The 25,191-nt window shown below is 53.3% G+C and carries 21 protein-coding genes; 4 read left to right on the plus strand and 17 right to left on the minus strand.

The window, feature by feature from the left end:
- Window positions 1-213: 213 nt before the first annotated feature.
- Window positions 214-1,290 carry a peptide chain release factor 1 gene (prfA, locus tag CA264_RS17025; protein WP_025608597.1) on the minus strand — a complete coding sequence of 359 codons (1,077 nt, stop codon included), beginning with the start codon at window positions 1,288-1,290 and terminating at the stop codon, window positions 214-216.
- 308 nt (window positions 1,291-1,598) lie between these two features.
- On the opposite strand from prfA, the gene CA264_RS17030 reads away from it, so the two are divergent.
- Entirely contained in the window at window positions 1,599-1,919 is a 321-nt protein-coding gene (locus tag CA264_RS17030) for a thioredoxin family protein (RefSeq protein WP_025608598.1), read from the plus strand.
- A 7-nt stretch (window positions 1,920-1,926) separates the two neighbouring features.
- The gene (locus tag CA264_RS17035) at window positions 1,927-2,169 is read left to right on the plus strand and encodes a DUF6952 family protein (protein ID WP_025608599.1); all 243 of its coding nucleotides are present in this window, start codon (window positions 1,927-1,929) and stop codon (window positions 2,167-2,169) included.
- Window positions 2,170-2,235: 66 nt separating this feature from the next.
- Here CA264_RS17035 and CA264_RS17040 read toward each other — a convergent pair whose 3' ends face one another.
- The 8 genes from CA264_RS17040 to rbfA form a co-directional block, all read right to left on the minus strand.
- Complete coding sequence (locus CA264_RS17040) at window positions 2,236-2,847, minus strand: TetR/AcrR family transcriptional regulator (RefSeq protein ID WP_025608600.1); 612 nt, start codon at window positions 2,845-2,847, stop codon at window positions 2,236-2,238.
- A gap of 147 nt (window positions 2,848-2,994) precedes the next feature.
- Window positions 2,995-3,675, minus strand: coding sequence for a carotenoid biosynthesis protein (locus CA264_RS17045; RefSeq protein ID WP_025608601.1), 681 nt, complete (start codon window positions 3,673-3,675; stop codon window positions 2,995-2,997).
- A complete protein-coding gene (gene crtD / locus CA264_RS17050; RefSeq protein WP_025608602.1) occupies window positions 3,668-5,170 on the minus strand; it encodes a 1-hydroxycarotenoid 3,4-desaturase CrtD in 1,503 nt (500 codons plus the stop codon). The genes CA264_RS17045 and crtD overlap by 8 nt, the downstream gene beginning before the upstream one ends.
- A gap of 68 nt (window positions 5,171-5,238) precedes the next feature.
- Window positions 5,239-5,679 carry an SRPBCC family protein gene (locus CA264_RS17055; RefSeq protein ID WP_025608603.1) on the minus strand — a complete coding sequence of 147 codons (441 nt, stop codon included), beginning with the start codon at window positions 5,677-5,679 and terminating at the stop codon, window positions 5,239-5,241.
- A gap of 303 nt (window positions 5,680-5,982) precedes the next feature.
- Complete coding sequence (locus tag CA264_RS17060) at window positions 5,983-8,919, minus strand: DEAD/DEAH box helicase (protein ID WP_025608604.1); 2,937 nt, start codon at window positions 8,917-8,919, stop codon at window positions 5,983-5,985.
- Between the two features lie 174 nt (window positions 8,920-9,093).
- Window positions 9,094-10,317 carry an ABC transporter permease gene (locus CA264_RS17065; RefSeq protein ID WP_025608605.1) on the minus strand — a complete coding sequence of 408 codons (1,224 nt, stop codon included), beginning with the start codon at window positions 10,315-10,317 and terminating at the stop codon, window positions 9,094-9,096.
- Window positions 10,318-10,449: 132 nt separating this feature from the next.
- A complete protein-coding gene (locus CA264_RS17070; RefSeq protein ID WP_025608606.1) occupies window positions 10,450-11,259 on the minus strand; it encodes a class I SAM-dependent methyltransferase in 810 nt (269 codons plus the stop codon).
- A 24-nt stretch (window positions 11,260-11,283) separates the two neighbouring features.
- Complete coding sequence (rbfA, locus tag CA264_RS17075; RefSeq protein ID WP_025608607.1) at window positions 11,284-11,679, minus strand: 30S ribosome-binding factor RbfA; 396 nt, start codon at window positions 11,677-11,679, stop codon at window positions 11,284-11,286.
- A 223-nt stretch (window positions 11,680-11,902) separates the two neighbouring features.
- Here rbfA and CA264_RS17080 point away from each other — a divergent pair, with 223 nt between their 5' ends.
- Window positions 11,903-13,303: a hypothetical protein gene (locus tag CA264_RS17080; protein ID WP_157593731.1), complete on the plus strand. Its 1,401-nt coding sequence runs from the start codon at window positions 11,903-11,905 to the stop codon at window positions 13,301-13,303.
- 49 nt (window positions 13,304-13,352) lie between these two features.
- Here CA264_RS17080 and rpiB read toward each other — a convergent pair whose 3' ends face one another.
- The 8 genes from rpiB to CA264_RS17120 form a co-directional block, all read right to left on the minus strand.
- A complete protein-coding gene (gene rpiB / locus CA264_RS17085) occupies window positions 13,353-13,790 on the minus strand; it encodes a ribose 5-phosphate isomerase B (RefSeq protein ID WP_025608609.1) in 438 nt (145 codons plus the stop codon).
- Window positions 13,790-14,635 carry a twin-arginine translocase subunit TatC gene (tatC, locus tag CA264_RS17090; RefSeq protein WP_025608610.1) on the minus strand — a complete coding sequence of 282 codons (846 nt, stop codon included), beginning with the start codon at window positions 14,633-14,635 and terminating at the stop codon, window positions 13,790-13,792. The genes rpiB and tatC overlap by 1 nt, the downstream gene beginning before the upstream one ends.
- Before the next feature lie 27 nt (window positions 14,636-14,662).
- On the minus strand, window positions 14,663-15,937 hold the full coding sequence (glyA, locus tag CA264_RS17095; RefSeq protein ID WP_025608611.1) for a serine hydroxymethyltransferase: 1,275 nt from the start codon (window positions 15,935-15,937) through the stop codon (window positions 14,663-14,665).
- Window positions 15,938-16,128: 191 nt separating this feature from the next.
- Complete coding sequence (locus CA264_RS17100) at window positions 16,129-21,978, minus strand: IPT/TIG domain-containing protein (protein ID WP_084196276.1); 5,850 nt, start codon at window positions 21,976-21,978, stop codon at window positions 16,129-16,131.
- 439 nt (window positions 21,979-22,417) lie between these two features.
- On the minus strand, window positions 22,418-23,113 hold the full coding sequence (locus CA264_RS17105) for a metallophosphoesterase family protein (protein WP_025608613.1): 696 nt from the start codon (window positions 23,111-23,113) through the stop codon (window positions 22,418-22,420).
- Window positions 23,114-23,218: 105 nt separating this feature from the next.
- Complete coding sequence (locus CA264_RS17110) at window positions 23,219-23,458, minus strand: hypothetical protein (RefSeq protein WP_025608614.1); 240 nt, start codon at window positions 23,456-23,458, stop codon at window positions 23,219-23,221.
- Window positions 23,459-23,540: 82 nt separating this feature from the next.
- A complete protein-coding gene (locus tag CA264_RS17115; protein WP_025608615.1) occupies window positions 23,541-23,843 on the minus strand; it encodes a hypothetical protein in 303 nt (100 codons plus the stop codon).
- A gap of 81 nt (window positions 23,844-23,924) precedes the next feature.
- Entirely contained in the window at window positions 23,925-24,791 is an 867-nt protein-coding gene (locus CA264_RS17120) for an SDR family oxidoreductase (RefSeq protein WP_025608616.1), read from the minus strand.
- A gap of 119 nt (window positions 24,792-24,910) precedes the next feature.
- Between CA264_RS17120 and CA264_RS17125 the strand changes: the two genes are divergently transcribed.
- Window positions 24,911-25,165 carry a 4a-hydroxytetrahydrobiopterin dehydratase gene (locus CA264_RS17125; protein WP_025608617.1) on the plus strand — a complete coding sequence of 85 codons (255 nt, stop codon included), beginning with the start codon at window positions 24,911-24,913 and terminating at the stop codon, window positions 25,163-25,165.
- The last annotated feature ends 26 nt before the right edge of the window (window positions 25,166-25,191 follow it).

The raw sequence follows: 25,191 nt of genomic DNA on the forward strand, positions 1-25,191 counted from the left end.
TGGCTTGATCGGTTAGCTGTTCCTGCTGTGGCAGCCACGCCCTTGGCACAGGGAGGCGCTCCAGAAAACCAGCCGAAGCGGCCGCCGTGCTTAGCAGCTTTATCACAGCAATTTACGAATTAAACAGGTAGCAACTAAAAAGAAAAAAGGATGCAGCTGCGGCCATACCTGCCTGCTGCACCCTTTGCTATTTCTGTAGCTCCACGGCGATTCTTATTCCGCTGTAGCGCCTTCTTTCAATCTTTCGGCGTTCTCGGCGATACGAAGCTGCTCTACGAAGTCTTCGATGCCGCCGTCCATCACGTTTGGCAGGTTGTAAACCGTGTAGCCAATGCGGTGGTCTGTTACGCGGCCCTGCGGATAGTTGTAAGTCCGGATTTTATCGGAGCGGTCGCCGCCGCCTACCATAGACTTACGCTGGGCACCTTCGACTTCCTGCTTCTTGGCCAGCTCCACCTCAAAGATACGCGAGCGAAGTACAGCCAAGGCTTTGTCATAGTTCTTTAGCTGCGACTTCTGGTCCTGGCACTGGGCCACGATACCGGTTGGGATGTGCGTCAGGCGAACGGCAGAGTAGGTGGTGTTTACCGACTGACCACCCGGGCCGGAAGAACAGAAGAGGTCTTTACGAATATCGTTCATGTCGATCTCTACGTCAAACTCCTCCGCCTCTGGCAGCACCACAACCGAGGCCACCGATGTATGGATACGGCCCTGCGTTTCAGTGGCCGGCACGCGCTGCACGCGGTGCACACCCGACTCAAACTTCAGCTTGCCGTACACATCCTCGCCAGACACGCCCACGATAATCTCTTTGTAGCCTCCGGAGGTACCTTCTGTGGCATCCATCAGCTCCATGCGCCAGCCCATTTTCTCGGCAAAGCGGCTGTACATGCGGTACAGGTCTCCGGCAAAGATAGAGGCCTCGTCGCCACCGGCTCCGGCACGGATTTCCATGATGATGTCCTTGCTGTCGTTCGGGTCTTTCGGGATCAGCAGCTCTTTCAGGGTCTCCTCCATTTCCTCGCGCTGCGGCAACAGCTCGTCGAGCTCCTCTTTCGCCATCTCCCTGAAGTCTTCATCCTTCTCAGTGGCGATCACCTGCTTGGCGTTGTCGATGTTGCTCAGGATGTTCAGGTACTTTTTATATTCTACTACGATCTTGTCCAGATCTTTGTATTCTTTGTTCAGCGCCTTGAATTTCTTCATGTCGCTGGCCACATCAGGCTGGATAAGCAACTGGCTTACTTCCTCAAAACGCTGATTAATGGCTTCTAACTTATCTAACATGGTGCTTGTCTGGTTTTGGCTGCAAAGATACGAAAATGGCGTTTAGATTATGTCATCCATTGGGGCCACTTCTGCGATAATTCTGCCGCCTTAATTTATTATATGCTATAACTTTAAAGATGGTCGTATAGTTTCCGTAGCGACCGGATTTGGCCAAGGAGCTGGGGCGGCAGCAATATAGGGTAAAACTATAGGCAGATAAATTAAATCTATTAAAGCTATTGCCCTTCTTTCAGCTGAAACATTTACTTTTGACATGAGTAAATTATCTGATAGGATCTAATTAAGTAAAATATAAAAGAAAAGATATGGCTGTTATTAAAGCAACTGATGACGATTTTAACCAAGTACTAAGTTCAAACCAAAAGGTAGTGGTGAAGTACTATGCAGACTGGTGCGGTAACTGCCGTTTGTTCTCGCCTAAGTTCAAGCGCATGTCTGACGATGAAGCCTTTACGAACATCGCTTTTGTGGACGTGAACGCGGAGACAAGCCCGGAGGCGCGCAAGCTGGCCAATGTGACCAACCTGCCTTACTTCGCCATTTTCAAAGACGGCCAGTTGGTAGACTCTGTGGCTGCCAGCAAAGAGGACGCCGTTCGTGAACTGATCCATAAACTTGACGCCTAGACAAAGCATGAAGATACCTGCAATAAAAAAGCTTGTAGAGAACCACTCGCTCCAGGAACTTATGGCCGCCGAGGAGGCCATCGTGGACGAGCAGCAGCCTGCCATTGAGGTAGGCGGTGATGACGAAGGAGAGCAGCTGACGCACGTACTGGCCGCCGTTTGGATTCTGAACGAGATGGAGGACAACGGCACGGACTTCAAGAGCGCCCTGCGCATGTATACTCAGAAAGTGCGCGTGTCCATCAGCTAAGGGCACCTGCCTGCTAAGCAAAAAAGGGCGGCGGCCAAGGTATAGTCCTGGCCGCCGCCCTTTTCGTTAGATGTTATTTCTGGAGAAGTACTCCTCGGCCAGCTTACCGCCCTGCTCCGTGCAGATGCCCCGCACGTAGTACAGGTACACGCTTCGGAACACCTCGCCCAGCTCATAGCGCTCCGGCGGGAAAATCGTTGGGTTAATGAGCATGTTAAACTGCTCCAATATGATCTTGACCACCAGCTGCAGGTTAATATCCTTCCGGAAGTAGCCCTGCAGGATGCCTTTGTTGATGACGTTGAGGTTCAGGTGATAGTTATAGGTGCCGAGGCGCTCCAGGCACAGCTGCCACACCTCCGGGTAATGCTGCTGCAGGTCGGCGATGTAGGCCGGGTTGACGGTCTTCAGCTCCTGGATGCCGTTCTGCAGGAGCAGGATAATCTCCTCTACAGGGTTTGCAGCCTTTTGCAGCAGCAGCTCGTCTTGCTTCTCCTGCTCCTTAAAGTCGTATGCCACCACCTTCCGCACCATGTCTGCCTTGTCCGCGAACAACTCCTCTAAATCATGCTTTTGCACCCCTACCTGCTGCGCCAGCTCTTCCTCAGTGTACCGCTCAATGCCTTCGCGCCTGAAGACCTGAAGAAGCCGGGCTAAAATCGTTTCTGATAAAACCATGTTTGTGTTGCTCGTTAATGTTGCTGTAGAAGAAGCGCCTGCTCTTTTGGGCCAGCATTGCCCGGGCACACGAGGCTACATGCTGTAACTAAGTACCGCCTTCACCAAAAATAGCTTTAATTTTGCTCTCCCTCAACAACATCTCTTTTATAACAGGCAAAAGATGCTCACAAAGAAGAGGAGCTGCACCAGGTAAACATAGGGTGCCAAGGGGTTTTGCTTGTAAACAGGCGCCCGCTGGAAGTACACATGCAGCACCAGCGCCACGCCGAACCAACCCAGGAAATTGGACAGGGGGATATGGCCGCCCTGCCAGCTCCAGAAGTCCAGCACCGTGGCGACAGGCTCCATAAAATAATCGAGCACCACCATAAGCACAGCCCCGAACACGGCTTTTACAGGCCAGGGCAAAGAGGTATAGTTGCTGATGTGGCCGGTGGTGTAGACCAGCATCAGCCAGTTTAGCCCTATCAGCAGTGGCACCTCCCACACCTTGGCACCCAACGCCTCGCCATAGGCATAGCTGCCGAAGAGCAGGCCCGTATGCACCCCCAGCACCTCTGCAAAGAACCCTGTGGCAAACACTACCACGGCAAACAGTATAAAGGCCGCGTTCCAGCGGCGGTGGAACGCGAAGAGCAGCGCATTGGTGAGCAGCAGGTTCATGGGGGTGAGCCGCTGAAAGTACTCGGGCCTGCCGCTAAACAACATGCCCCAGAAACCAACCGCATGGAAGATGACAAGTATCGCCACGGCCAGCGGCAGGGCGTACCGGCCGTACTTTCGGGCAGTGGGCGCAAGTGCAAGGGCAGCTTTGGTATCAGGCATGGCTTTTTGGGGGTTTAGCGGGAGAGGGTACAACGGCCGGCGTCAGCTCACCCACGATTTTGGCGGATAGCAGGCACAGCGGAATGCCTCCCCCCGGGTGCACACTGCCGCCGCAAAAGTACAGGCCTTTGAGCCTGGCGCTGAAGTTCGGGTGGCGCAGAAAAGCGGCCATGCGGTTGTTCGAGCTGCTACCGTACAGGGCGCCGCCAAACGACGAGGTGCGGCCTTCGATCAGCAGCGGGTCCAGCACCTGCTCTTCCTCAATCAGCTCCTTTATATCGGTCTGCAGCATGCGGCTTAGCTTTTGCAGCACCGCCTGCCGCGTTTTTGCCGTTAGCTCCTCCCAGTCCTGCCCCTGGTTATGCGGCACGTTCACCATCACAAACCAGTTCTCGCTTCCGGCAGGTGCATCTCCGGGCGCTGCTTTAGAGGTTATGTTAACGTACACAGTCGGGTCTTGGCTAACGGTTTTATACTTAAAGATGTGCTCAAACTCGGCTTTGTAGTCCTGGCTGAAGAAGATGTTGTGCACATGCAGCTGAGGGAAGTCACGCTTAATGCCCCAGTAGAAGATCAGGGCGGAGCTGGAGCGGGGTTGCTGCAGTGTTTTCTCCGGGGCCGGCTGGTTGGGCAGGAGCTTCCGGTAAGTCGGCACCACATCCATGTTGCTCACCACCACATCCGCCTGGTAGGAGCCGCTGTTGGTTTCTACTCCTGTTGCCTTTCCGTTTTCTGTGGTTATGCGTAATACCGGCTCTTGATACCTGAACACCACCCCCAGTTCTTCTGCCAGCCGTACCAGGCTGGCTGCAATGGCATAGATGCCGCCTTTTGGGTAAAAGGCACCCAGGTTGTGCTCCAGGTGTGGAATGATGTTGAGCGTTCCCGGTGCCTGGTAAGGGTCTGAGCCGTTGTAGGTGGCAAACCGGTCCAGCAGCTGCACGAAGCGCGGGTCTGAGAACTGCTTGGCGTTGGCCTCGTGCATGGTAGTCGTGAGGCCAAGGTCGGTGAGGCAGCCCATTGCCTTCAGCACATCCGGGCTCAGGTAAGTCTGCAGCCGGTGCAGCGATTTGTGCAGAAAGGTGTCTGCCGTGCCTTTGTACAGCCTGCTGCTCTTCTCCAGCGCTTCCTGCACAGCCTTCCGGGGCACGCCCAGTTGCTGCGCCGCCTCCGTGGCAAACTGTGCGGCATCGGCGTAGGCTTTTACCCGGCTGCCGTCGGGCCAGAAATAATGCGTAATCGGGTCGAGGCGGGTGTAGGTAAAATACTCCTTTGGGTTACGGCCGGCCAGCGTAAACAGCTCATCCACCAGGTGCGGCAGCGTGAACAGCGAGGGGCCCGCATCAAACCGGTATCCGCCCAGCCAAAATTCCTGCATTTTGCCGCCGAAGGTATCGTTCGCCTCCAGCACCGTTACGCTGTAGCCTTTTACGGCTAACCGCACCGCTGTGGCAATGCCTCCGATTCCGGCCCCAATGATGACTGCTTTTGCCATACCCTAATATACGCTTCTATACTTGTTGTGCAGTAAACTGGCGTAGTAATGGAAAAGTTTTGAGCAACTTATACTTTCCCGAACTCCCGCCGGTACACCGGCCCGCGCATGCCGAAAGCAGCTTTCATGAACGGGTAGAGCAGCAGGTCTAAGGCCCTGTGCCCGGTGCTGTAGGTAATAATGTCGTGAATGATCGCCCCGCTGCCGTTTTTGGTAATCAGGTGCTTGTGGTGCCACAGCCGCAAGGGAGGAGGCAGTTGCTGCCCTTCATCTACAAAGTAGGCTTCCGTGTCCGTTACTTTTCTGTCCACGATCAGGCTCGTCCAGCGGAAGGACTTGAAACCCGCCTGCAGCTCCACATCCACCACATCGTCGGGCGCGCTGCCATCGAAACGCAGCAGCTTTAGCTTCGGGTAGGGCGGTGACAGCTTACGGAACAGCTGCTCATCAAAGGCGTTGAACACCTGAAGGTAATCCTGGCCGACATACGTTCTGAGATGGAGCTGCATGGTTTATAAAGTAGTTTTTAGCTGGCACCATACCCTCAGTGCTAGCATATACGCTTCTTCCCGTTGTTAACCGGGAAAGGCTATTCTGCCGCCGTAAGGTACGGCTGCACGCTCGTGCCAAAGGGCAAGCAGTGTGAGAGGTGCTTGCCGCTTTTCCTGTGCCGCATCCTTTCCAGCAACCTTCTGTTGTCATTAACCCCGCTCTCCGCCAAAGGTTATGTGTTGGTGGTACTTTTAGCAAAAGAAAAGCCGGCGCAGGTATGTTTGCGGCGGCTTTTATATGTTCTTCCTGCAAGACGATGCTTAGCTCAACAGGCTGTCGATATCCTCTTTCGTCAGGCTCTTGATAATGGTTTCGTCGGTGCTGATCAGATCTGTGACGAGCTGAATCTTACGGTTCTGCAGGGCCAGTATCTTTTCCTCTACAGTGTCCTTGGTGATGAACTTGTAGGTGAATACGGTATTCTGCTGCCCGATGCGGTGCGCACGGTCCACGGCCTGGGCCTCCACGGCGGGGTTCCACCATGGGTCAAGTATAAACACGTAGTCCGCAGCAGTCAGGTTCAGGCCCACGCCACCGGCTTTCAGGGAGATCAGGAAAACACGTATGCTTTCGTCCGCCTGAAAGCGCTCCACCTGCTCATGACGGTTCTTGGTGTTCCCGTCCAGGTAAGTATAGGTGATCCCCTTTTCATCCAGCGCCTTTCGGATAATCTCCAGATGCTTCACAAACTGACTGAATATTAGAACTTTATGGCCTTTACCCACGACGTTCTTTGTCATGCGCAGCACCTCCTTCAGCTTGCCCGACTCCCCCTCATAGCCGGCGTCGGTCATCAACGGGTGGTTGGCGATCTGCCGCAGCTTGGTCAGGCCCTGCAAGAGCATAAACTGTGTGTTACCCGGGCCGTTCTCCTCCAGGCTCGTCAGGATCTTGTTGCGGTAGTAGGACTTTGTCTCCTCGTAGGCATGCTCCTGCTCTTCCGTCATTTTGCAGAAGGTGGTGTGCTCAATCTTCTCCGGCAGCTCTTTGGCCACCTGCGACTTGTGCCTGCGAAGTATAAACGGCTTGATCAGGGCGTGCAGCCGGCGCGTTTTCTGCTCATCCTTCTCCTTCTCGATCGGTTTCAGGAACTCGTTGCGGAAAAAGTGCTGGTTGCCCAGCAAGCCAGGGTTGATAAACGACATCTGCGACCACAGGTCCATGGTGCTGTTCTCCACGGGCGTGCCGGTAAGTATAAGCCTGTGCCGCGACTTGAGCGAGCGCACAGAGCGCGAGGTGTTGGAGTCCGGGTTCTTAATCGCCTGCGACTCGTCCAGTATAATATAGTCGAAATAGTAGGTTTTCAGCAGCTCCGCATCCAGGCGCACAATGCCGTACGAGGTCAGGACCACATCATAGTTGCTGAACAGCTCCACGTTTTTATCCCGGTACGTGCCGGTGTAGTTCAGGATGCGCAGGTTGGGCGTAAACTTCTGGGCCTCATTCACCCAGTTGTACACCAGCGAGGTCGGCATTACCAGCAGCGAAGCCGACTCCGCGCCGTTCTCCTTCCGGTGCTGGAGCATCGCCAGCGTCTGCACTGTTTTCCCCAGGCCCATGTCATCGGCCAGGCAGCCGCCGAACTTGTAGTTCTGCACAAAGTGCAGCCAGTTGTACCCTGCTTTCTGATACGGCCGCAGCTCCCCCATAAAACCCGCCGGCAAAGGCTGGTCTTCTATGGTTTCGAACTCGCGCAGCTTCTCCAGCTTTCGCGTCATGGTCACGGTGGCGAGGTTGCCGTTCTGCAGGTCGTTTACCAGCGCCATGTGGTGCTTTTTCAGCGTCAGGTGCTCCTCGCCCTCCGAAAAGGCAAACAGCTCAATGTACTGTGTAAACCACTCCTCCGGGATTATCGCCACCTGCCCGTTAGGCAACAGAAACTCGTTATTCTTTGTCAGGATGTGGTTCTTCAGCCTGATAAAAGGCACAGAGAACTCACCGAAGCGCACGGTGCCGTATATGTCGAACCAGTCGTTCTTTTCGGTGATCCCCACATCCAGGGTAATCTCACCTATAAAATAGTTTTTACCGCTCCGCACGCTCTGCTGCACGGTAAAGCCCTTCTCCTCCAGCCCCTGCAGGTTGCTGTTGAGCCACGAGAAGGCTTCGCTCTTCTCCAGCACCGCCTGCCCGTTCCTTACCTCCAGCGCACGGTTGTTCAGCTCCTTCACAAACTCCTTTTCGTGGTTGGCGTCCCGGATCAGCTTATGGAAGATGTAGGAATCCTGCGTTTTTTCCATACTCACGCTAACGCGTTTTGCCTCCTGCGCCTGCACCATGTAGTCGCCGTACTTAAACGACAGGTCGAACAGGATCTTGCTGCTCAGCCCGCTGCCTCGCTCTGCCCGCCCATCACCGTTTCCGTTCACCTTAGCAGCGGAGGCCTCTGCGGCAGCAACCTCTGAAAAGGTCAGGTACGGGGTTGGCTCATACTTCTCATCATTGATGGCGAAGCCTTTCGGGCGCACATCGAACTGCTCTACCAGCGGCGCGACGAACTTGCGGTAGTAGTTTTCCTCCACGGAGCGCGGCACCACGATAAAGCGCTTGTTCAGGAACGGCTGCAGCTTTTTGCCGTCTACGTTCTTCTCAAAGCTGTAAACCACGTCGTTCAGCATCAGCCAGGCAGGCTCGTAGCACACCAGGGCGGCATTCTTATACTGAAAGTCCAGCTTTTGGCCGGCATACCTTATGGTCGGGAAGTAGTGGGTGTTATCGGTGTTGCGCATGAAGTGAAACAGCACCGTGGCCCGCTCCGGCGCAATGCTGATCCGCTTCCAGGTTGGCTCACCGTCCTTGCCCATGATGTAGGTCTTCTTGTCGTGGCGCAGCAGCTCCAGAATCTTGCCCATGCGGCACTGGATGTAGTGGCTGATGGTTTCCTGCAGCGCTTTATCGCCCTTTTCCGGGTCGTACACCTTCAGGAAGAAGTCCACAGGCGACACTTTCTTGGGAGAGAAGCGCTTCAGCACAGCGTCCTGCTGCACCTGATCTATCAACTGAATAAGCTTGAAATCCTCTGCATTGAGGCGTGATGAGAACTCATCGGCGTTCTTGGCCGAGATATTCTGATGCTGCAGCGTAAGCTGGCCCTTAGAATTTACCTGTACCACAAAGGACTCGAACAGATAACCCAGGTATTCGTGCTCAAAGAGCGAATAGATTACCTGAAAAGGCTGCGTGGTAGAAACTTTCATGCCAAAGACATTTTTAGGACTTCAAATCTACTCCAAAGGGAGAATATTTCCTACCAAAAACGCGCCTTTTAACTTGTACTTTAGCAGGATTTACCAAATATCAATCAGAAACAAATACGCATAGCAATTGTTCTCGCAACAAAGCAATTGTACTGTGGCAGGGGAGGGGAAAGGCTAGATATTTTCTGTTACCGACAGGGCTGCCGCTTTGTTTGCCGGCCGGATAGAAACCAGCAGTGTAATGATGATGATGGCCAGGCCGGTGAGCACAAAATCCTCTATTTCCATCTTTACCGGGTACGCCTCCACCACAGACGTGGCCATGCCCATACTTACCAACCCGAAGGTCTGCTGTAGGTTGCAGATGAGCATCCCCAGCGTAAGGCCATAGGCAGCCCCGATACAGGCCACCAGGGCCCCCTCCAGTAGAAAAATGTTCCGGATGGTCTTCGCCGTGGCCCCCATGGAGGCCAGGATGGCTATGTCCTTTTTCTTATCGATCACGAGCATGGAGAGCGAGAAGAAGATGTTGAGGGAGGCGATGCCCAGTATAAAGGCAAAGGTGATGAACACGAACAGCTTCTCCACCTTCACGGCCCGCAGCAGGCTGGTGTGCTGCTCGTCGGAGTTCTGCACCTTAAAGCCCTCGCCCAGCATTTGCTGCAGCGCTTTCTTTACCTGCTCCACCTTAAAGCCGCGCTCTACCTTTAGCTCCAGGGCGGTGCGCCGGCGGCCGTACTCCAGTAGCTCTTCGGCAAAGTTGAGCGGCACAAAAACGTAGGCATCGTCGTACTGGCGCTCTATGGCAAAGATACCGCCGGGCAGGATGTTCAGGTTGTTAAAGGAGCCCTCTGGGTTGAGCGGGTTAAACTTAACGTTGCGCGGGTACAGAAACTGCAGCGGCACAAACTGGTTGGAGGGGTGAATCGACAGCTGATACTGCACGCCGCGCCCCACCAGGGCCCGGTACGCGTTCTTCATGTACAGGTCGCTGCTGCCTTCCACTACAGCCGAGTCGATCTCGTTCTGCTCAAAGAAGTTCTCGCTCACGCCTTTCATCTTCACCACCATCTGCCGGTCGTTGTAGCGCAGCAGGGCGTTATCCTCTATCACCTCCGACACCACGGCTACGCCCGGCGTGTGCCGGATGCGGTTCATAAACTCGGTATCGGTCTCGAAGGATTTGCCCTCGGCGGCGGTGACCTTCAGGTCCGGGTCAAAGCTGGAGTAAAGCTCACGTATAAGATCCTCCAACCCGTTGAAAACAGACAGCACAATGATAAGGGCCGCCGAACCAACGGCAACGCCGATCATCGCGATATTAGAGATAATACTGATGATGTTCCTCTTCTTTCTGGAGAAGAAATACCGCTTCGCTATCAGAAAAGGGACGTTCATCTATTTCCTATTCGTTTTTAGTTGATGGCTGTTGATGCCTTCTTGGCAACATTTGCTGCGGTGCAACAGCCGTTGCCAATGTTTCACCATCCTAACTTACAACTTGTAACTCAGAACTCTAAACTACAATAGCTATTTCCAGGCCTTTACAATCAGGCCGGTGCCGGACGGGTGGCTCCCGTTCACATCTCTCCAGTTCAGCACCAGGCTAAACGGAAAAGTAACCAGGTAGTAGAACGGCAGCAGCACAAAGAAAGCCTTGGACGCGTTCAGCATCAGCAGCGGGTACTTCATGGACAGGCGCCAGGAAATCTGCCCCGGCTTGCCATAGGAGTAACGCGCCTGCACCTTGCTAAAGCCGGCCAGTTTGAGCTTGTCTTCAATCTCTTTGATGTTGTAGCCATCGCGTACGTGCTCCTCGATAAAAGAGGTTTCGTCATCGCCGTGCACGTCGGAGCCGCCCTGGTCGGAGGGGGTAGAGATCAGCAGCATGCCACCCGGGCGCAGCGAAGCGTGGAAGTTCTGAAACACCTCCACATCCTCCAGTATGTGCTCCATCACATCCACCGACAGTATCAGGTCGTAGCTCTCGGGCTGGCGGAACTTTACAAGGTCAGCGATTTTAAACAGCACATTGTAGCGGCCAATGGCACGCATAAAGCGATTGCAGTCGGATACCTGCTCCTCCTTCACATCCACAGCCAGAATGTTCCACTTGCTGCTCATGCCCGAGAGGTAGTAGGTGTACTGGCCAAAGCCGGCGCCTGCATCCAGGATATGCTGCTCCTCTCCGCGCCGGTTGGCGGCCCACTCCCGGAGCTCTTTGTGCACGTGCCAGGCACGCAGCAACAGCAGGTCCAGCATGTTGTAGAAAACGCGGCGCAGAAAAGGGGTCTTGTTAAAGGCGTTGCCAAGCACCCGCTTTATAGGATCGTACTGCATAAGGGTGGTGTGTGCTGCTAAAAGCTACTTGTTAGGGTATGTTGCCTCGTCCTCGTCGTCTTCACCAGCCGGCGGGATCTCCAGGTTATCAAACAGTTTATCGATTTTGGCGGCGTACTCGGCCGTGTCATCCAGGTAGAAGATCAGCTCCGGGATAATGCGGGCCTGGTTCTTAATGCGCTGCGCCAGCAAGTGGCGGATAGTTTTGGAGTTGGCACGCACCTCCTGCAGCACGCTCTCATTGTTCTGTGCCATCATCACGCTCATGTATACTTTGGCCACGCCCAAATCAGGGGACACGCGCACCACACTCACGGATATGTAAGCGCCTCCAAACAAGTGCGGGACCTCCCGTTGGAAGATCTCCGCCAGTTCTTTCTGAATCAGGCGCGAAAATTTCTGTTGTCTTTTACTTTCCATACGAAGATGCAAATATCATATTAATTTCGCATTTTTACCCCAAAACCGCCTTACTCATTTCAAGTTTGGCGCTTTCTGTAGACGCTGCTGAGGCTAAGGCACTTGCTGTGCCGGCGCCAGCCCCTGTACTGTTCGCACAAACAGGGTGGCTTGCCGGTGTGCCTTTTATCCTCTGCCGGGCGTCTTTTTTCTGTTATGTAGTTCTTTCTAACTCCGTCTTTCCTTGATTAGTTACTTCCGTAGCATACTACCCTCCCGACTGATTGTGCTGATTCTGCTGTTTTTGGGGCTCCAGTTGCCACTGGTGCTGCTGGGCATACCCGCCACGGCCCCCGAGCTGCTGCACATGCTGGTGGGGGAGCGGCTGGCTGACGGCTACAGCATGTACCGCGACATCTACGACAACACGGCCCCGCTCTCGGCGCTGGTGTTCTGGCTGCTGGATGTTGTGGCGGGCCGTTCGTTTCTAGCCTACCGCCTGACGGCCATGGGGCTGCTTCTGCTGCAGGCGCTGCTCTTAAACAGCATCCTGAACCGGCACAGCGTGTACGCCACCAAGAATTACCTGCCGGCCTTGCTGTACTTAGTGCTGGGCAGCCTCTCGTTTGAGTTTAACATGCTCACCCCGCTGCTCATCGGCAACACCTTTCTCATACTTTCGCTCCCCTACATTATCACGCTCTCCCGCGAAGGGTACGACAACAGCCGGCTTTTTGTGGGCGGGTTTATGCTGGGGCTGGCGGCGATGAGCTACTTGCCGCTGGCGGTCTTTCTACTGGTGGGCACCTTTGCAGTTATCTTCTTTGCCTCCAACACCTTCCGCAGTTTTCTGCTCATGCTCTGCGGCTTTGCCTTCCCGTACGCGGTGCTGATAACCTACTACCTCTACACCAATACCGGGCAGGAGTTTATGGAGATGCACCTGCTGCGCCCCTGGCAACTACAGGTGGCGTTCCTGCGCCCTCCTTCCGATGTCGCCAAGCTTATGGCTATTCCGGCGGCCATACTTCTGCTCTCCCTGCTCAGTGCCGCCTCTCTGCCGCAGCGCCTGGTGTTCCAGGTTAAGTTTCAGCAGCTGATGTGGGTGTGGCTGGTGGCAAGCCTGCTGGTTATTTTTACCCGAGATGAGATTTCCGTGGCCACGTTCGTACTGGTGCTGCCGCCCATCGCCTATTTCGGGCAGTTCTTCTTCACCTCCGTTCGTAAGGCCTGGCTGCTGAACCTCGTGTTCCTGGTTATGCTGGCCGGGGTGCTGCTCCTGCGCTACAGGCTGGCGCTGGGCATTAACCGCTTCCTGCTGCTGGATGAATCGCCGTTGCTGCTGCCAGAGCAGGCCCAGACACCGGTGCAGAACAGCACCGTGCTGGTACTGGGCAACGACATCAGCTACTATATGCAGAACAAGCCCATCACGCCTTACATAAACTGGCAACTGGCGCAGCGGCATTTCAGCAAGCTTGACGAGTACCAGGCGGTGTTTCAGCTGCACGAGAACTTCAGCCACGAAATGCCCCGCTACATAGTTGACAAGGCAGGTTTGATGCCGGAGCTAAGCCATAAGCTTCCCGACACTTTCGGCAGGTATGCGCAAACAGAGCAGCCGGGCATTTACAGGCTAAGATAGAAAGAGCCGCTTCGTGAAGCGGCTCTTTCTATCTTTAAGCATTTATACTTTAGCAGGCGGCGATTTTGTTCACCCTGTTCAGGTGGCGGCCACCCTCAAAGGCTGTTCCCAAAAACGTCCGCACCATCTCCTTCGCCACTTCCTCCGACACGAAGCGGGCCGGAATACAAAGGACGTTGGCGTTGTTGTGCTCGCGGGCCAGCTTTGCCAGCTCTACCTCCCAGCACAGTGCCGCGCGTATTTCCTGGTACTTGTTTGCCGTCATGGCCACCCCGTTGCCGCTACCGCATATCAGGATGCCGAAATCAGCCTCTTTGCTAACCACGGCCTTTGCCAGCGGGTGCACGTGGTCCGGATAGTCTACCGAGGCGTCTGAGTCAGGGCCGAAGTCCTGTACCTGGTGGCCCAGCGCTGCCAGCACCTCCTTTATCATACCCTTGTAAGTATAGCCGGCGTGGTCGCCGCCAATTGCGATGTTAAGTGCCATTATTCTTGCGTGTTATTTTCGTTAAGTCGCTTCAAATCCTTTTTACGGATAGAATGCGCGATTTGTATACTTGCCTCGTACAGCAGCATCAGCGGCAACGAGATCAGCACCTGGCTCACCACATCGGGAGGCGTGATAATAGCGCCCACCACCAGTATGATGATCAGGGCATGGCGGCGGTACAGCTTCATTGTCTCCGCAGTTATCAGGCCCGCCTTCGTCAGGAAGTACACGATCACCGGCATCTCAAACATAAAGGCGCAGGAGAGGCACAGCGTGGTAAGCGTGGAAATGTAAGAAGACAGGTCGAACTCATTTATAATCGTGGGGTCAACCTGATAGCCTGCCAGGAAGTTGATCGAGATCGGCGATACCACATAGTAGCCAAACAGCAGGCCCATCGCAAACAGGATTCCCACAAAGAACACCGCCCCCTGCGAGCTTTTTCGCTCCTGCGGATACAGGCCCGGTCTTATAAAGCGCCAGATCTCCCAGAAAGCATACGGGAAGGCACAGGCCAGGCCCAGCACGGCAGAAACCAGCAAGTGCATGGCAAACTGCCCGCTCATCTGCCGGCTCTGGATCGTAAAGCCCATCTCACTAAAGCACAAGGCGTCCGTTCCAAACTTCTGCCCCAGCTCACACATCACCCTGTAGCTCAGGAAATCCGTGCGGGAGGGGGCAAGTATAATGTCGTGGAAGACGAAGCCTTTTGCCAGAAAAGCGATCGTAGCAAATACAAAGATAGAGCCCAAGGCCCTGATGATATGCCACCTCAACTCCTCCAGGTGGTCCATAAAGGACATCTCCTGCTGCTGCTCTTCCTCTAAAAAAGATTGATCCATCAAAGGCCGTTCTCCTATTCTCTAGTCTTAGTAAGCAAAAAGCGGATACTCCTGCATCCAGTTGTTTATATCGCTGCGCACAGCCGCAATTTTGCTGTCATTGTCATTGTTTGTCAGCACGGTGTCGATGTACTCCACAATGCGTGCCATGTCCTGCTCTTTCAGGCCGCGGGTAGTAATGGCAGCTGTGCCCACGCGCATCCCTGAGGTCACGAACGGAGACTTGTCATCAAACGGCACCATATTTTTGTTGATGGTGATATCCGCTTTTACCAGCGTGTTCTCGGCCAGCTTCCCCGTGATACCCTTTGAGCGCAGGTCAATCAGCATCATGTGGTTGTCTGTACCGCCGGATATAATGTTGTAGCCGCGGTCGTTAAAAGCCTTGGCCATTGCCTGCGCATTCTGCCGCACCTGCTTCACATACGTCAGGTAGTCGGCAGAAAGCGCCTCGAAGTACGCTACGGCCTTCGCTGCGATTACGTGCTCCAGCGGGCCACCCTGCGTGCCCGGGAATACTGCCCCGTCCAACACCGATGACATCATACGCGTTTCACCTTTCGGCGTCTTGAGGCCAAATGGGTTCTCAAAGTCTTTCCCCATCATGATCATGCCGCCACGCGGGCCACGCAGTGTCTTGTGTGTCGTAGTGGTGACAATGTGGCAATGCTCAAATGGATTGTTCAGCAGGCCACGGGCGATCAGCCCGGAAGGGTGGGAGATGTCGGCCAGCAACAGGGCACCAACTTCGTCGGCCGCCTGGCGCAGCTTCTTGTAGTCCCAGTCGCGGCTATAAGCAGAGGCGCCGCAAATAATCAGCTTAGGGCGCTCGCGGCGAGCCGCCTCCACCACTTTATCGAAATCGATGAGGCCCGTCTCCTGCTCCACGCCGTAGAAGCTCGGGTTGTACAGCTTTCCTGAGAAGTTAACAGGAGAGCCGTGGGTCAGGTGACCGCCATGAGACAGGTCAAAGCCCAGAATCTTATCGCCCGGCTGCAGCACCGCCAGCATAACCGCTGCGTTTGCCTGCGCGCCGGAGTGCGGCTGTACGTTTACCCACTCTACACCAAAAAGCTCCTTGGCACGGTCAATTGCCAGCTGCTCCGACTGGTCTACCACTTCGCAGCCACCGTAGTAGCGCTTACCCGGCAGGCCTTCGGCATATTTGTTTGTCATCACGCTGCCCATGGCCTGCATCACCTGGTCCGAGACAAAGTTCTCAGAGGCGATCAGTTCAATACCGTGTGTCTGGCGTGTTTTTTCCTTCGCAATCAGGTCAAATATAGCTGTATCTTTTTGCATCAGTTTGAGTTAGGTTTAGTAAGCGCCCAAAATTAAAGTATGCGCCGGAATAAACCAATGTTTCAGAAGTTTATATACGGGGCTCCTGCAGCCGCCAGATTTACCCGGCCTGCGCATTTGTTCCCTCTTCCTAAAAAAACAGAGGCCCGGCGCTTGCGCACCGGGCCTCTGAGCTATGCCGTGTTTCAGTACTACTCTTTCAGCACTTTCACCTGGTATACCTGTCCGTTCAGCTCTACCGTCAGCACATACATGCCTTTGGTTAGCTTATCGTAAACCGGCAGCTGTACTTCGTTCTGGCCCTGGTGCAGCTCTATTACCTTTGCATACACCTTTTTACCAGAAATGCTGTGCAGCTTCAGTGCAGCCTTACCTTCTACCTCTGCTGTAATAAATACTTTCGAGTTGTAGTTGATAGGGTTTGGCGCTACCAGCAACTGCTGTACCAGCTCTCTGGCTTTTACGGCCACTGCTACCACTTTGCTGTAAGAAGAAGTGCCATCTAGGTCTACCTGCTTCAGGCGGTAGTAGCGTGTGCCGCTCTCGTTGCCCAGGCTGTGTGTGAACCCGTACGTTGTGCGAACAGTGCTGTTAGTCAGTTTGCTGTTAACACGTCCCACTTTTACGAAGCCGCCTACTCCATTCAACGACATCTCCACCTCAAAGTGAGAGTTGTTCTCTTCAGAAGCCGTCACCCATGTCAGCTGCGCCTTTTCGCCCTGAACGGTAGCGTTGAAAGACACCAGCTCTACTGGCAGTGGCGTAGTCGGAGGAGTAGAGTTACCCGTTACGGTTACCGACTTGGTTACAGCGTTCGTAGCTGTGTGACTGATACTGCTTACATAGAAGTCTTCGTCTGCAGAGCTAAACTTCACATAAACCGTAGTTGGCGCAAGTGTGTTATCGGCAGGCTGAGCTAACGTTAACGAGCCGCCAAAAGTCACACCGTCAGCAGATATCAGGAATAGACCTCCTCTCGGAGCCGTTACTGTCACCGCGCTTTCCAGGTTCGTGGCGCTCACGGTATAGGTCTGCACTGCCGATTCTTCTCCAGCCTTAGCCGTAAAGTTCAGTTCGTTTGTGCTTACCGTAATCACCGGAACAATCACAGTAAAGGTCTGGCTGCTTACCGCGGCAGGGCCTGCCAGCGTGTAAACTGTCACTTTTCCTGTTGCGGCGCCTTTCGGCACTACTACACTCAAAGAAGCACCGTCAGCAGATTCAGTAAACTGAGAGGTGGCAACGCCGTTGCCAAACTCCACCTTACCAACATCGTGCAGGTTCACACCTTTAATGACCAATGTAGAGCCAATCTTGCCTGACGTAGGAGTCAGGTTATCAATGATCGGGCTTGTTACAACAAAGTCTTCTGTGTTGGTCACAGTGCCTCCTGGCGTGGTAACGGCAATTTTGCCGGTACGGGAGCCTGTTGGGATCCTTGCCGTTAACGTCTCATTGTCTACTCTAACCAGGTTTGTCGCTGTTACACCATTCACAGTTACGCGAGTCGCGTTGATCAGTGACATACCTTTTATCGTGATGCTTGTCCCAAAAGGACCTTCTTTGACACCCGGTTCGCCGGTTACATAGAAGTCATAGAGCTCTGGTATGATTTTGTAGCTGGCGCTTACTCCTGTGCCACTCAGTGTCTCCACACCAATAGAGCCTGTTCTGGCTCCTTGTGGAACTGCCAGTGTAAGCACAGTTCCAGATTTGGATAGTAAGTCTGCAGCCTGCACTTCTACATCATCAGCTGTAGAGGCTGCATTCGGTCCTCTGAAAACGACTTTGATGAGATCTTCAAAGTATGATCCAGTGATTGTAATTGTTTCTCCGACCTTACTTCCTTCTGTTGGTTCAATACTCGTGATAAAAGGAGTTAGAACTGTAAAGTCCATTTCGCTTATGGCTGTTCCGCTTGGAGTCGTTACACTGATTCTTCCTGTTTTAGCCCCGACAGGCACAGCAACAGTAAGCTGGCCATCAGTGTTTACAAAGAACATTGTCGCATCTACATCTGGCGCGCTGCCACTCAGGAACGTTACTTTCGTTGCATTTGTAAAGTACTGCCCATTAATAGCAAACATTGTTCTGTTTACCTGGCCTTTCTCAGGAGAGAAGCTCGTGATAACCGGCGCTAGCACCGTGAAGGTTGGGCTGTTATCTGTGCCGCTTGGAGTTGTTACCGCAATTGGTCCTGTCTTGGCTCCTGCCGGCACTTCTACACTTATCTCTGTATCACTTACAACCGAGAAGCTTCCAGTGCTCAGCACCACATCGTCAGCGCTGGTCGTCACGTCACCAAGGAACGTTACCTTTGATGCCTGATCAAAGTACTGGCCAGTAATTTTTACAACAGTTAACGCCACGCGGCCCTCGGTAGGGTCGATTGTCATTACATCTGGCGCAAGCACGGTAAAGTTAGTTGCCGAGGCACCCGTTCCGCTTGTTGTGGTAACCGAGATAACCCCGGTGTTTGCGTCTACCGGCACCTGTACTGTAAACGACGTTACTTCGTCCCCCGTAGGGTTAGTTTGTCCTTCGCTTGATATACCAACAGATGCTCCGTTAAAGTTGATAGAGACAACATTTTTAAGGTACACGCCACTAACTGTAACTTCATCTCCAACTCTTCCCTGTGCAGGAGTAAACGTAATCTGCTCCGGAACCAAGGTTTTAAACGTCTCTTCGCTTTCTCCGGTACCGCTTTCTGTTGTTACAGAGATTGGAGCTACGCTTTGGTTAAACCTGGCTTGCGGCACCATGGCAACTAGCTTTGTTGTCTCTTCACCGGCCACTGGTGTAAACGTTGCTGTCACTTCGCCAAACTTCACCTCTATGTCGGTTCCCTGGAAGTAGTTACCAACAATCGTCACCTCTGTTCCAGCATAGCCTTCATTAACGGTGTTCTCCGGAACATTTACATAGACATCTGTGATTTCAGGAGACAGTACTTTGAAAAGGCTTTCGCTACTGCCACTGCCACTTGTGGTATAAACCGTAATCACACCCTCACCTGCGCCTGCTGGCGGGTAAGCTGTAATCTGTCCGTCATTGTCTACAGTGAAGCTTGCAGACGTTACACCGTTGAACATTACAGAGTCGGCACCAGTAAAGTATTGCCCCGCAATCACCACCGGCTCTCCTACAAATCCTTCTGTTTTATCCAACCCGGTGATGCTCGGTGCCGGCACCTCAAACATAGTGGACTCTATACCCTCCATGCCTTCTGTGCTAGCAGTACCGGCAGGGTTGGTGATGGTGATAAAGCCTTTTGCTGCATCTTCAGGCACGATTGCCGTTATGCTATCGCCATCTGCGGTAACAGTGTAAGAAACAGCATCTAAGTCGTTAAACTTAACAGCGGAGATATCCGTGAAGTTGTTACCTGTAATCGTTACCTCTGTACCTACCGGCCCAACTTTAGGGCTGAAGTCGGCAATTTGTGGCGGCAGAACAACAGTGAAGCTTTCTGTGCTTGTAGCCGTTCCGTTTGCTCCTGATATAGTAATTGTACCTGTGGTAGCATCTGCCGGCACAAGCACCACTACCTGCGTTGCGGAAGCAGACACTGGGGCAACGGCAGCGCTGGCGCCAAAGGTGACACCGTCAATCTGACTTAGCAGTTTACCGGTAATCGTTACCTCTGTACCCACCAATCCTTTTACTGGGTTGAATCCGGTAATTAATGGCGTCGTCAGAACAGTAAACTCACCCTCGCTAACACCCGTACCGGCTGCGTTTGTTACGGCTATTACACCGGTCACTGCGTTCGGGGTAAGTGTTACCTTTATTTCCTTATCATCTACAAACGTGTAATCTACGGCCTCACCTCCAACAGTCACAGCTGTAACGCCCGTAAAGTTATCGCCAGTGATGGAGAACGTATCTCCGGCACGGCCTTCTGTCGTAGCGAAGGCTATGTTTATCGGGTCAAGTATTACCGTCAGTTCTTCTGTGCTTGTGGCTGTGCCTGCATCAGTCGTTACACTTACAGCACCCGTCGTCGCACCCGCAGGGATAGCCACTGTCAGGCTCTGAATTCCGTTCTCTTCTGTTACAACCGTAACGTTTGTGAGATCAGCAGGAATATCGTTGAAGAACGTTACAGCCGTAGCGCCCGACAGGTTTTGACCTATGATCGTGATGTTATCTCCTACGATTCCCTCTGCAGGAGAAAGGCTGCTAATGTATGGTGTTGGGTCTACCGTAAACTCACTTGGCGTTAGGGCACCTGTGGTTCCTGTACCGGCAGCGTTCGTAACAGCCAGTTCACCAGTAACGGCCCCTGTTGGCACCACCACCGTTATTTCTGTATCTGTTACAGAGGTGGTCGCCACTGATAGGTCGTCCGCACCGTTCTCGCTCAGGCCTAAGAAGGTTACCTGCTCAACTCCGGTAAACCCTGACCCTGTGATGGTAATGACATCTCCCGGGCGTGCCGTAGTAGTGAAGCTGGCAATAACAGGAGTCTGATACACAACAAAATTTTCTGTGCTAGTGGCTGTGCCACCCGGAGTGGTAACGCTTAGCGGCCCTGTAACAGCACCCTGTGGCACCGTTACCCTAAAGCTTGAGGTTCCATCACCGTTGTCTACCAGTGCAGCACCTGTTACATCTATCGTAGCATTATTTGCAAACGCCACCTGCGTTACACCTTCGAAGTTTCTGCCTGTAATGGTTACTTCAGTGCCTGGAGCCGCTTCTGTGCCTGCCAAGCCAACAGCCGGACTAAAGCTGGCGATTACCGGAGCAGGGATAAAGGTGAAGGTACCGGTACTGGTTGCAGTACCGTTCAGGCTTGTAAGCTTCAGCTTACCTGTTTTAGCAGTAGCGGGCACATTTACCACCAGTTCTGTATCGCTGCTTGCTGGGGAGGCAACATCCACGGTAACGTCGTCCGAGGCATCCGCCTCAACACCCAGGAAAGTAACCTTTGTAACACTTGACAGGCCTGTGCCTGAAATGGTAAGCGCAGCATCAGTTGCAGCCGTAGCAGGGGTAAACTCTGGAGCAGTAAATGCCGGGGCAGGTACTGTGAAGAGCGCAATGCTTTTACCTGTGCCTGCCGGAGTAGTAACAGAGACCTTTCCGGTTGTGGCACCCAAAGGAACAACGGCCTTTAACTGTGTATCGGAAACGGAACCCGCTACGATGGAGCCTGTCACCCCGTTAAAGGCGACTTCTGTCGCCCCTGAGAAGTATTGACCGTTAATAGTAACAATGGTGCCGGCCGCACCAGACAACGGCGACAGCTTTGTTGTGATAACAGGCGCATACACTGTAAAGTCAGTGTAGCTCTCGCTCGTGCCGCTTGGCAGCTCTACCGCAATTTTACCTGTTGGGGCACCAGCAGGCACATTAGCTATAATTTCTGTGTCTGAGTTAACACTCACTACAGTGGCAGCCACACCTCCGAAGTACACTGCTGTAGCACCTGTAAAGCCGCTACCTACGATCGTTACTGGGGTGTTAAACCCGCCCTCTGCGGGAGAAAAAGAGAAAATCTCCGGAGCCACGGCAACTTTGATAGCATCTAACAATAAGTTAGCATCCGTCCGCCCTGTCATCCTGAATCGCACATGCGTTGTGTTTTCAGGCAGTGAGTAGGAATAGCGGCTTTGCTCATCCTTCGATTGCCCGGAGATAGTGGCCAGCGTACTGCTGTAGTCCACACCGTCTGTAGAGCTTTCCACAGTCATGCTCGTGCTATACGTCTCTTGCGTGGTCGCCGCTTTCAGTGAGAAGCTTAGGCGTGCCCCAGCAGGAACGGCACCAAAGTTTACTGTCACGACAGACGAAGTGCTCTTAAACTGCGCAGAGCCGCCACTTGTGCTCGGGTCCAGTTCGGCGCCATCCGCGCTTAGGCCCGCTGTAGCAATGCCAGCCTGTGCTCCCTTAGCCCAGGGGCCATCAAAGGAAGCCAAAGCCGGTGCCGCTGTTTGTGCGAAGCCCTGGGTTATGAGACCAGTCAAGAACAAACACTGCAGCAGCAGCGCCCTGAGGAGTCGGTGAATAGGGGGATTGTAGAGTTGTGCCATAGCTCGAGTTAAAATATGTAATTAAAATTCTTTATTGTGCTTATCTATATTTCTGTAATTGCCACAAAATAAGATAATTTATCTTTCATTTTGACAATTTATTGTTCAATTTTTATGTGAAATTTAGTAACATCTTTATAAAAGCATATATTAATCTTGGTCGCTTACTACATCACAACTGCTGCATTTTCTGCCAGACAGAACTACAGCACCACACATACCCGCCACATGGCCAGCACCAGTGTTTATACATCTGTTTTAAACGTCTATTTAGAGGTAAAAATATAGTGAAATTTAAATTTATCACTTCTCTCAGAAGAATACAATATACTGTAGCACAATTTTTTAGGAGCCTTCTTGTGGGATTACAAGAAAAAGCTATACGCGCAATGTTATTCAGAATGAATTAAACTTTTCGAGGAGCAGCAGCCGGAACGGGTTAGCTCTTCCGTGCGACAGCATAAGGGCGATCCAGGTTGGGCTGGACAAAAAGCTCCTGAGAGTCCAGGTCGAGCGCAACCAGGTTGCCGTAGGCGGCGTTTTTGTAGTAAACACAGCCAGCGTCCAGGTTCAGTTGGCGGCTTTTGTGCGCCACCGACTTTTTGATGGCATGAAGGGCCGTGGGCGTGTGGCCGTGCAGCAGGTTTTTGCTGTTGATTTTACCCCAGTCTACCTTGTAGTCGCGGATATTAAGCATGGCATCCTTGTCAGAGAATATATTTCCCTGCCTAAAATCGAAGCCAGCGTGCACCAGGTAGTAGTCGGGCAGCTCAATGTAATAGGGGAGGCTTTTCAGAAACCGCACATACTTCTTGGGCAAGTCTTCGAAAGCATCGATGCTAAAGCTCTGCAGCAGCAGTTTCTTCTCTGTAGCCGTCAGGCTGAGCGCCTTTTCGCCTTTCTTGGCAGACTTCAGCAGCATCTGGTCGTGGTTGCCGCGCAGGCAGTGCACCTGGTAACCCTGGCTTTGCAGGTGCAGCACATAGTCGATAACACCTTTTGAGTCCGGGCCTTTGTTTACCAGGTCCCCGAGCAGGTACAGCTCGTCTGTCTTCTGTAGTTGAAGCTGGTCTTGCACCAGTGCCTTAAGGGTACGGGCACAGCCATGTATGTCGGTAAGGGCGTAGCGGGCCATGGTTTATGTTTTGCGCTGCCAGAGCGGCAGGCAAAGATAGCACATAAAAAAAGGACAAGCACCTGTTTTTGCAGGTGCCTGTCCTTTCATCTGTGTTAGGTACTTCTAATTATACTTGCCGTTGTCAATCTCGGGCTTGTTGGTGTTACGGTTCGGGTTGTTCTTCATGGTGTTTTCACCCGCCGCATCGTCCGGTCCGTTAGTATGCTTTTTCTTCAGCTCTTCGTGCTCAGCGCGTGTCTGGCTTGGGTCCACCGGCTTTCCGCCAGCGGCTTTGTCCTGACCGCGGCCTGTTGGTTTTCCTTCGTTTTCTGAGCTTGGCTGTGTGTGCTTATATGATGGCATTTTTTTCCTCCTTCTTATTTAATTCAACATCACGGCCCAGGCAGTTATACTTGCCCGGCCTTTCTTCTACTTCAAAATCTATTTACGAGCCGCGGCCTTCTTCCTCCGTCCGCAGGTTATCCTTTGGCGGGACACCGTCGTCGGAAAAGTCGTTTACTCCGGTGGCGCTGGGGCCGTTGCCAGCTGTATCGCTGCCAAAGCCTTCCTTGCCGTCGCGGTTTCCGAAACCACCGCGCTGGTGCTCGTTCTTAGGCGGGTCTGCACCCGGTATTATGTGCCCGGCGCGCATTTCCTGCTCACCGGTATCTTCGTCTATCTCTCGGAAGCCCCTCTTGTTTGGGCTCTGGTTCTTTAGATCTTCCTTCTTATTTCTATCTTCAGCCATAATTGTACTTCTTTTGGTTAAGGTGGCGCCCTGTTGGCAGAGCGCCTGTAAGTAGTTTTACTCTTTTCTGGCTGCTTAGGTTTAGGTAGTTACCATCTCGCCGCCGTTAACGTGCAGCATTTCGGCAATAGTATAGGTAGAATCCTCTGACGCGAGGTATACATAGGCCGGCGCCACTTCTGACGGTTGCCCCGCGCGCTTCAGCGGTGTGCTCTGCCCAAAGCTCTTCACCTTGTCTTCGTTAAAAGAGGCCGGGATAAGCGGCGTCCAGATCGGGCCGGGGGCCACGCCGTTTACGCGTATCTTCTTGTCTGCCACCATCTGCGCCAGTGTGCGGGTAAAGGCCACGATGGCTCCTTTGGTAGAAGAGTAATCGAGCAGCAGTTTGTTACCGTGGTAAGCCGTTACAGATGCCGTGTTGATGATGGCACTGCCTTCTTTCATGTGGTTGAGGGCCTCCTTCACGAAGTAGAACATGGCAAAGATGTTGGTAGTAAAGGTGCGCTGCAGCTGCTCCGCGCTTATGTCCCGGATATCATGCTGCTCGTGCTGCTCCCCGGCGTTGTTCACCAGGATGTCCAGCTTCCCGAGCTCCTTTACCGTGCGCTGTACGGCCTCTTTGCAGAAGTCTTCACCGCCCACGTCTCCGGCGATCAGCAGGCACTTTCGGCCCTCCTTCTCCACCATGCTTTTGGTGTCCTGTGCGTCTTTGTCTTCCTCCAGGTACACGATGGCCACATCGGCCCCTTCGCGGGCAAAATGCACGGCCACCGAGCGCCCGATGCCACTGTCGCCCCCCGTAATCAGGGCCACTTTATCTTTAAGCTTGCCGCTGCCTTTGTAAGAGTCTTTGATAATCTCCGGCTCCGGAGTCATTTTATACTGATCGCCGGGCTGCTCCTGCCGCTGCCCCGGAAAAGATTTCGGTTTGTTTTCCATAGTTTTCATAGCTTTAAACACATACCCCACAGGGGTAACGTTATAGCTATACGCCGGCAACAAAAGCCATGTTACCGGCCGGCGCAAAGTATAAACGCGAATCAAAGTATAAACACGACATAAAAAAGATGTGGCAGGAACAGGACAATAAGCTCAGCAGCAGCCTTACCTTCAGAGACTTTAAGCAGGCGATGGCCTTTATGAACGAAGTGGCAGACGTAGCCGAAGAGATGGACCACCACCCCTGGTGGAGCAATGTGTACAACAAGGTGGAGATAGAGCTGACTACCCACGACACCGGCAACACCGTCACGGAAAAGGACCACCGGCTGGCGGCGCGGATCGAGCAGATTTACAGGGACATCACGGGCTCTGAGGCTTAAACCTTGAGCCGGCGTAGCAGCGCCTG

The organism is Pontibacter actiniarum (genome assembly GCF_003585765.1).
In the GTDB taxonomy this organism is placed as follows: domain Bacteria; phylum Bacteroidota; class Bacteroidia; order Cytophagales; family Hymenobacteraceae; genus Pontibacter; species Pontibacter actiniarum.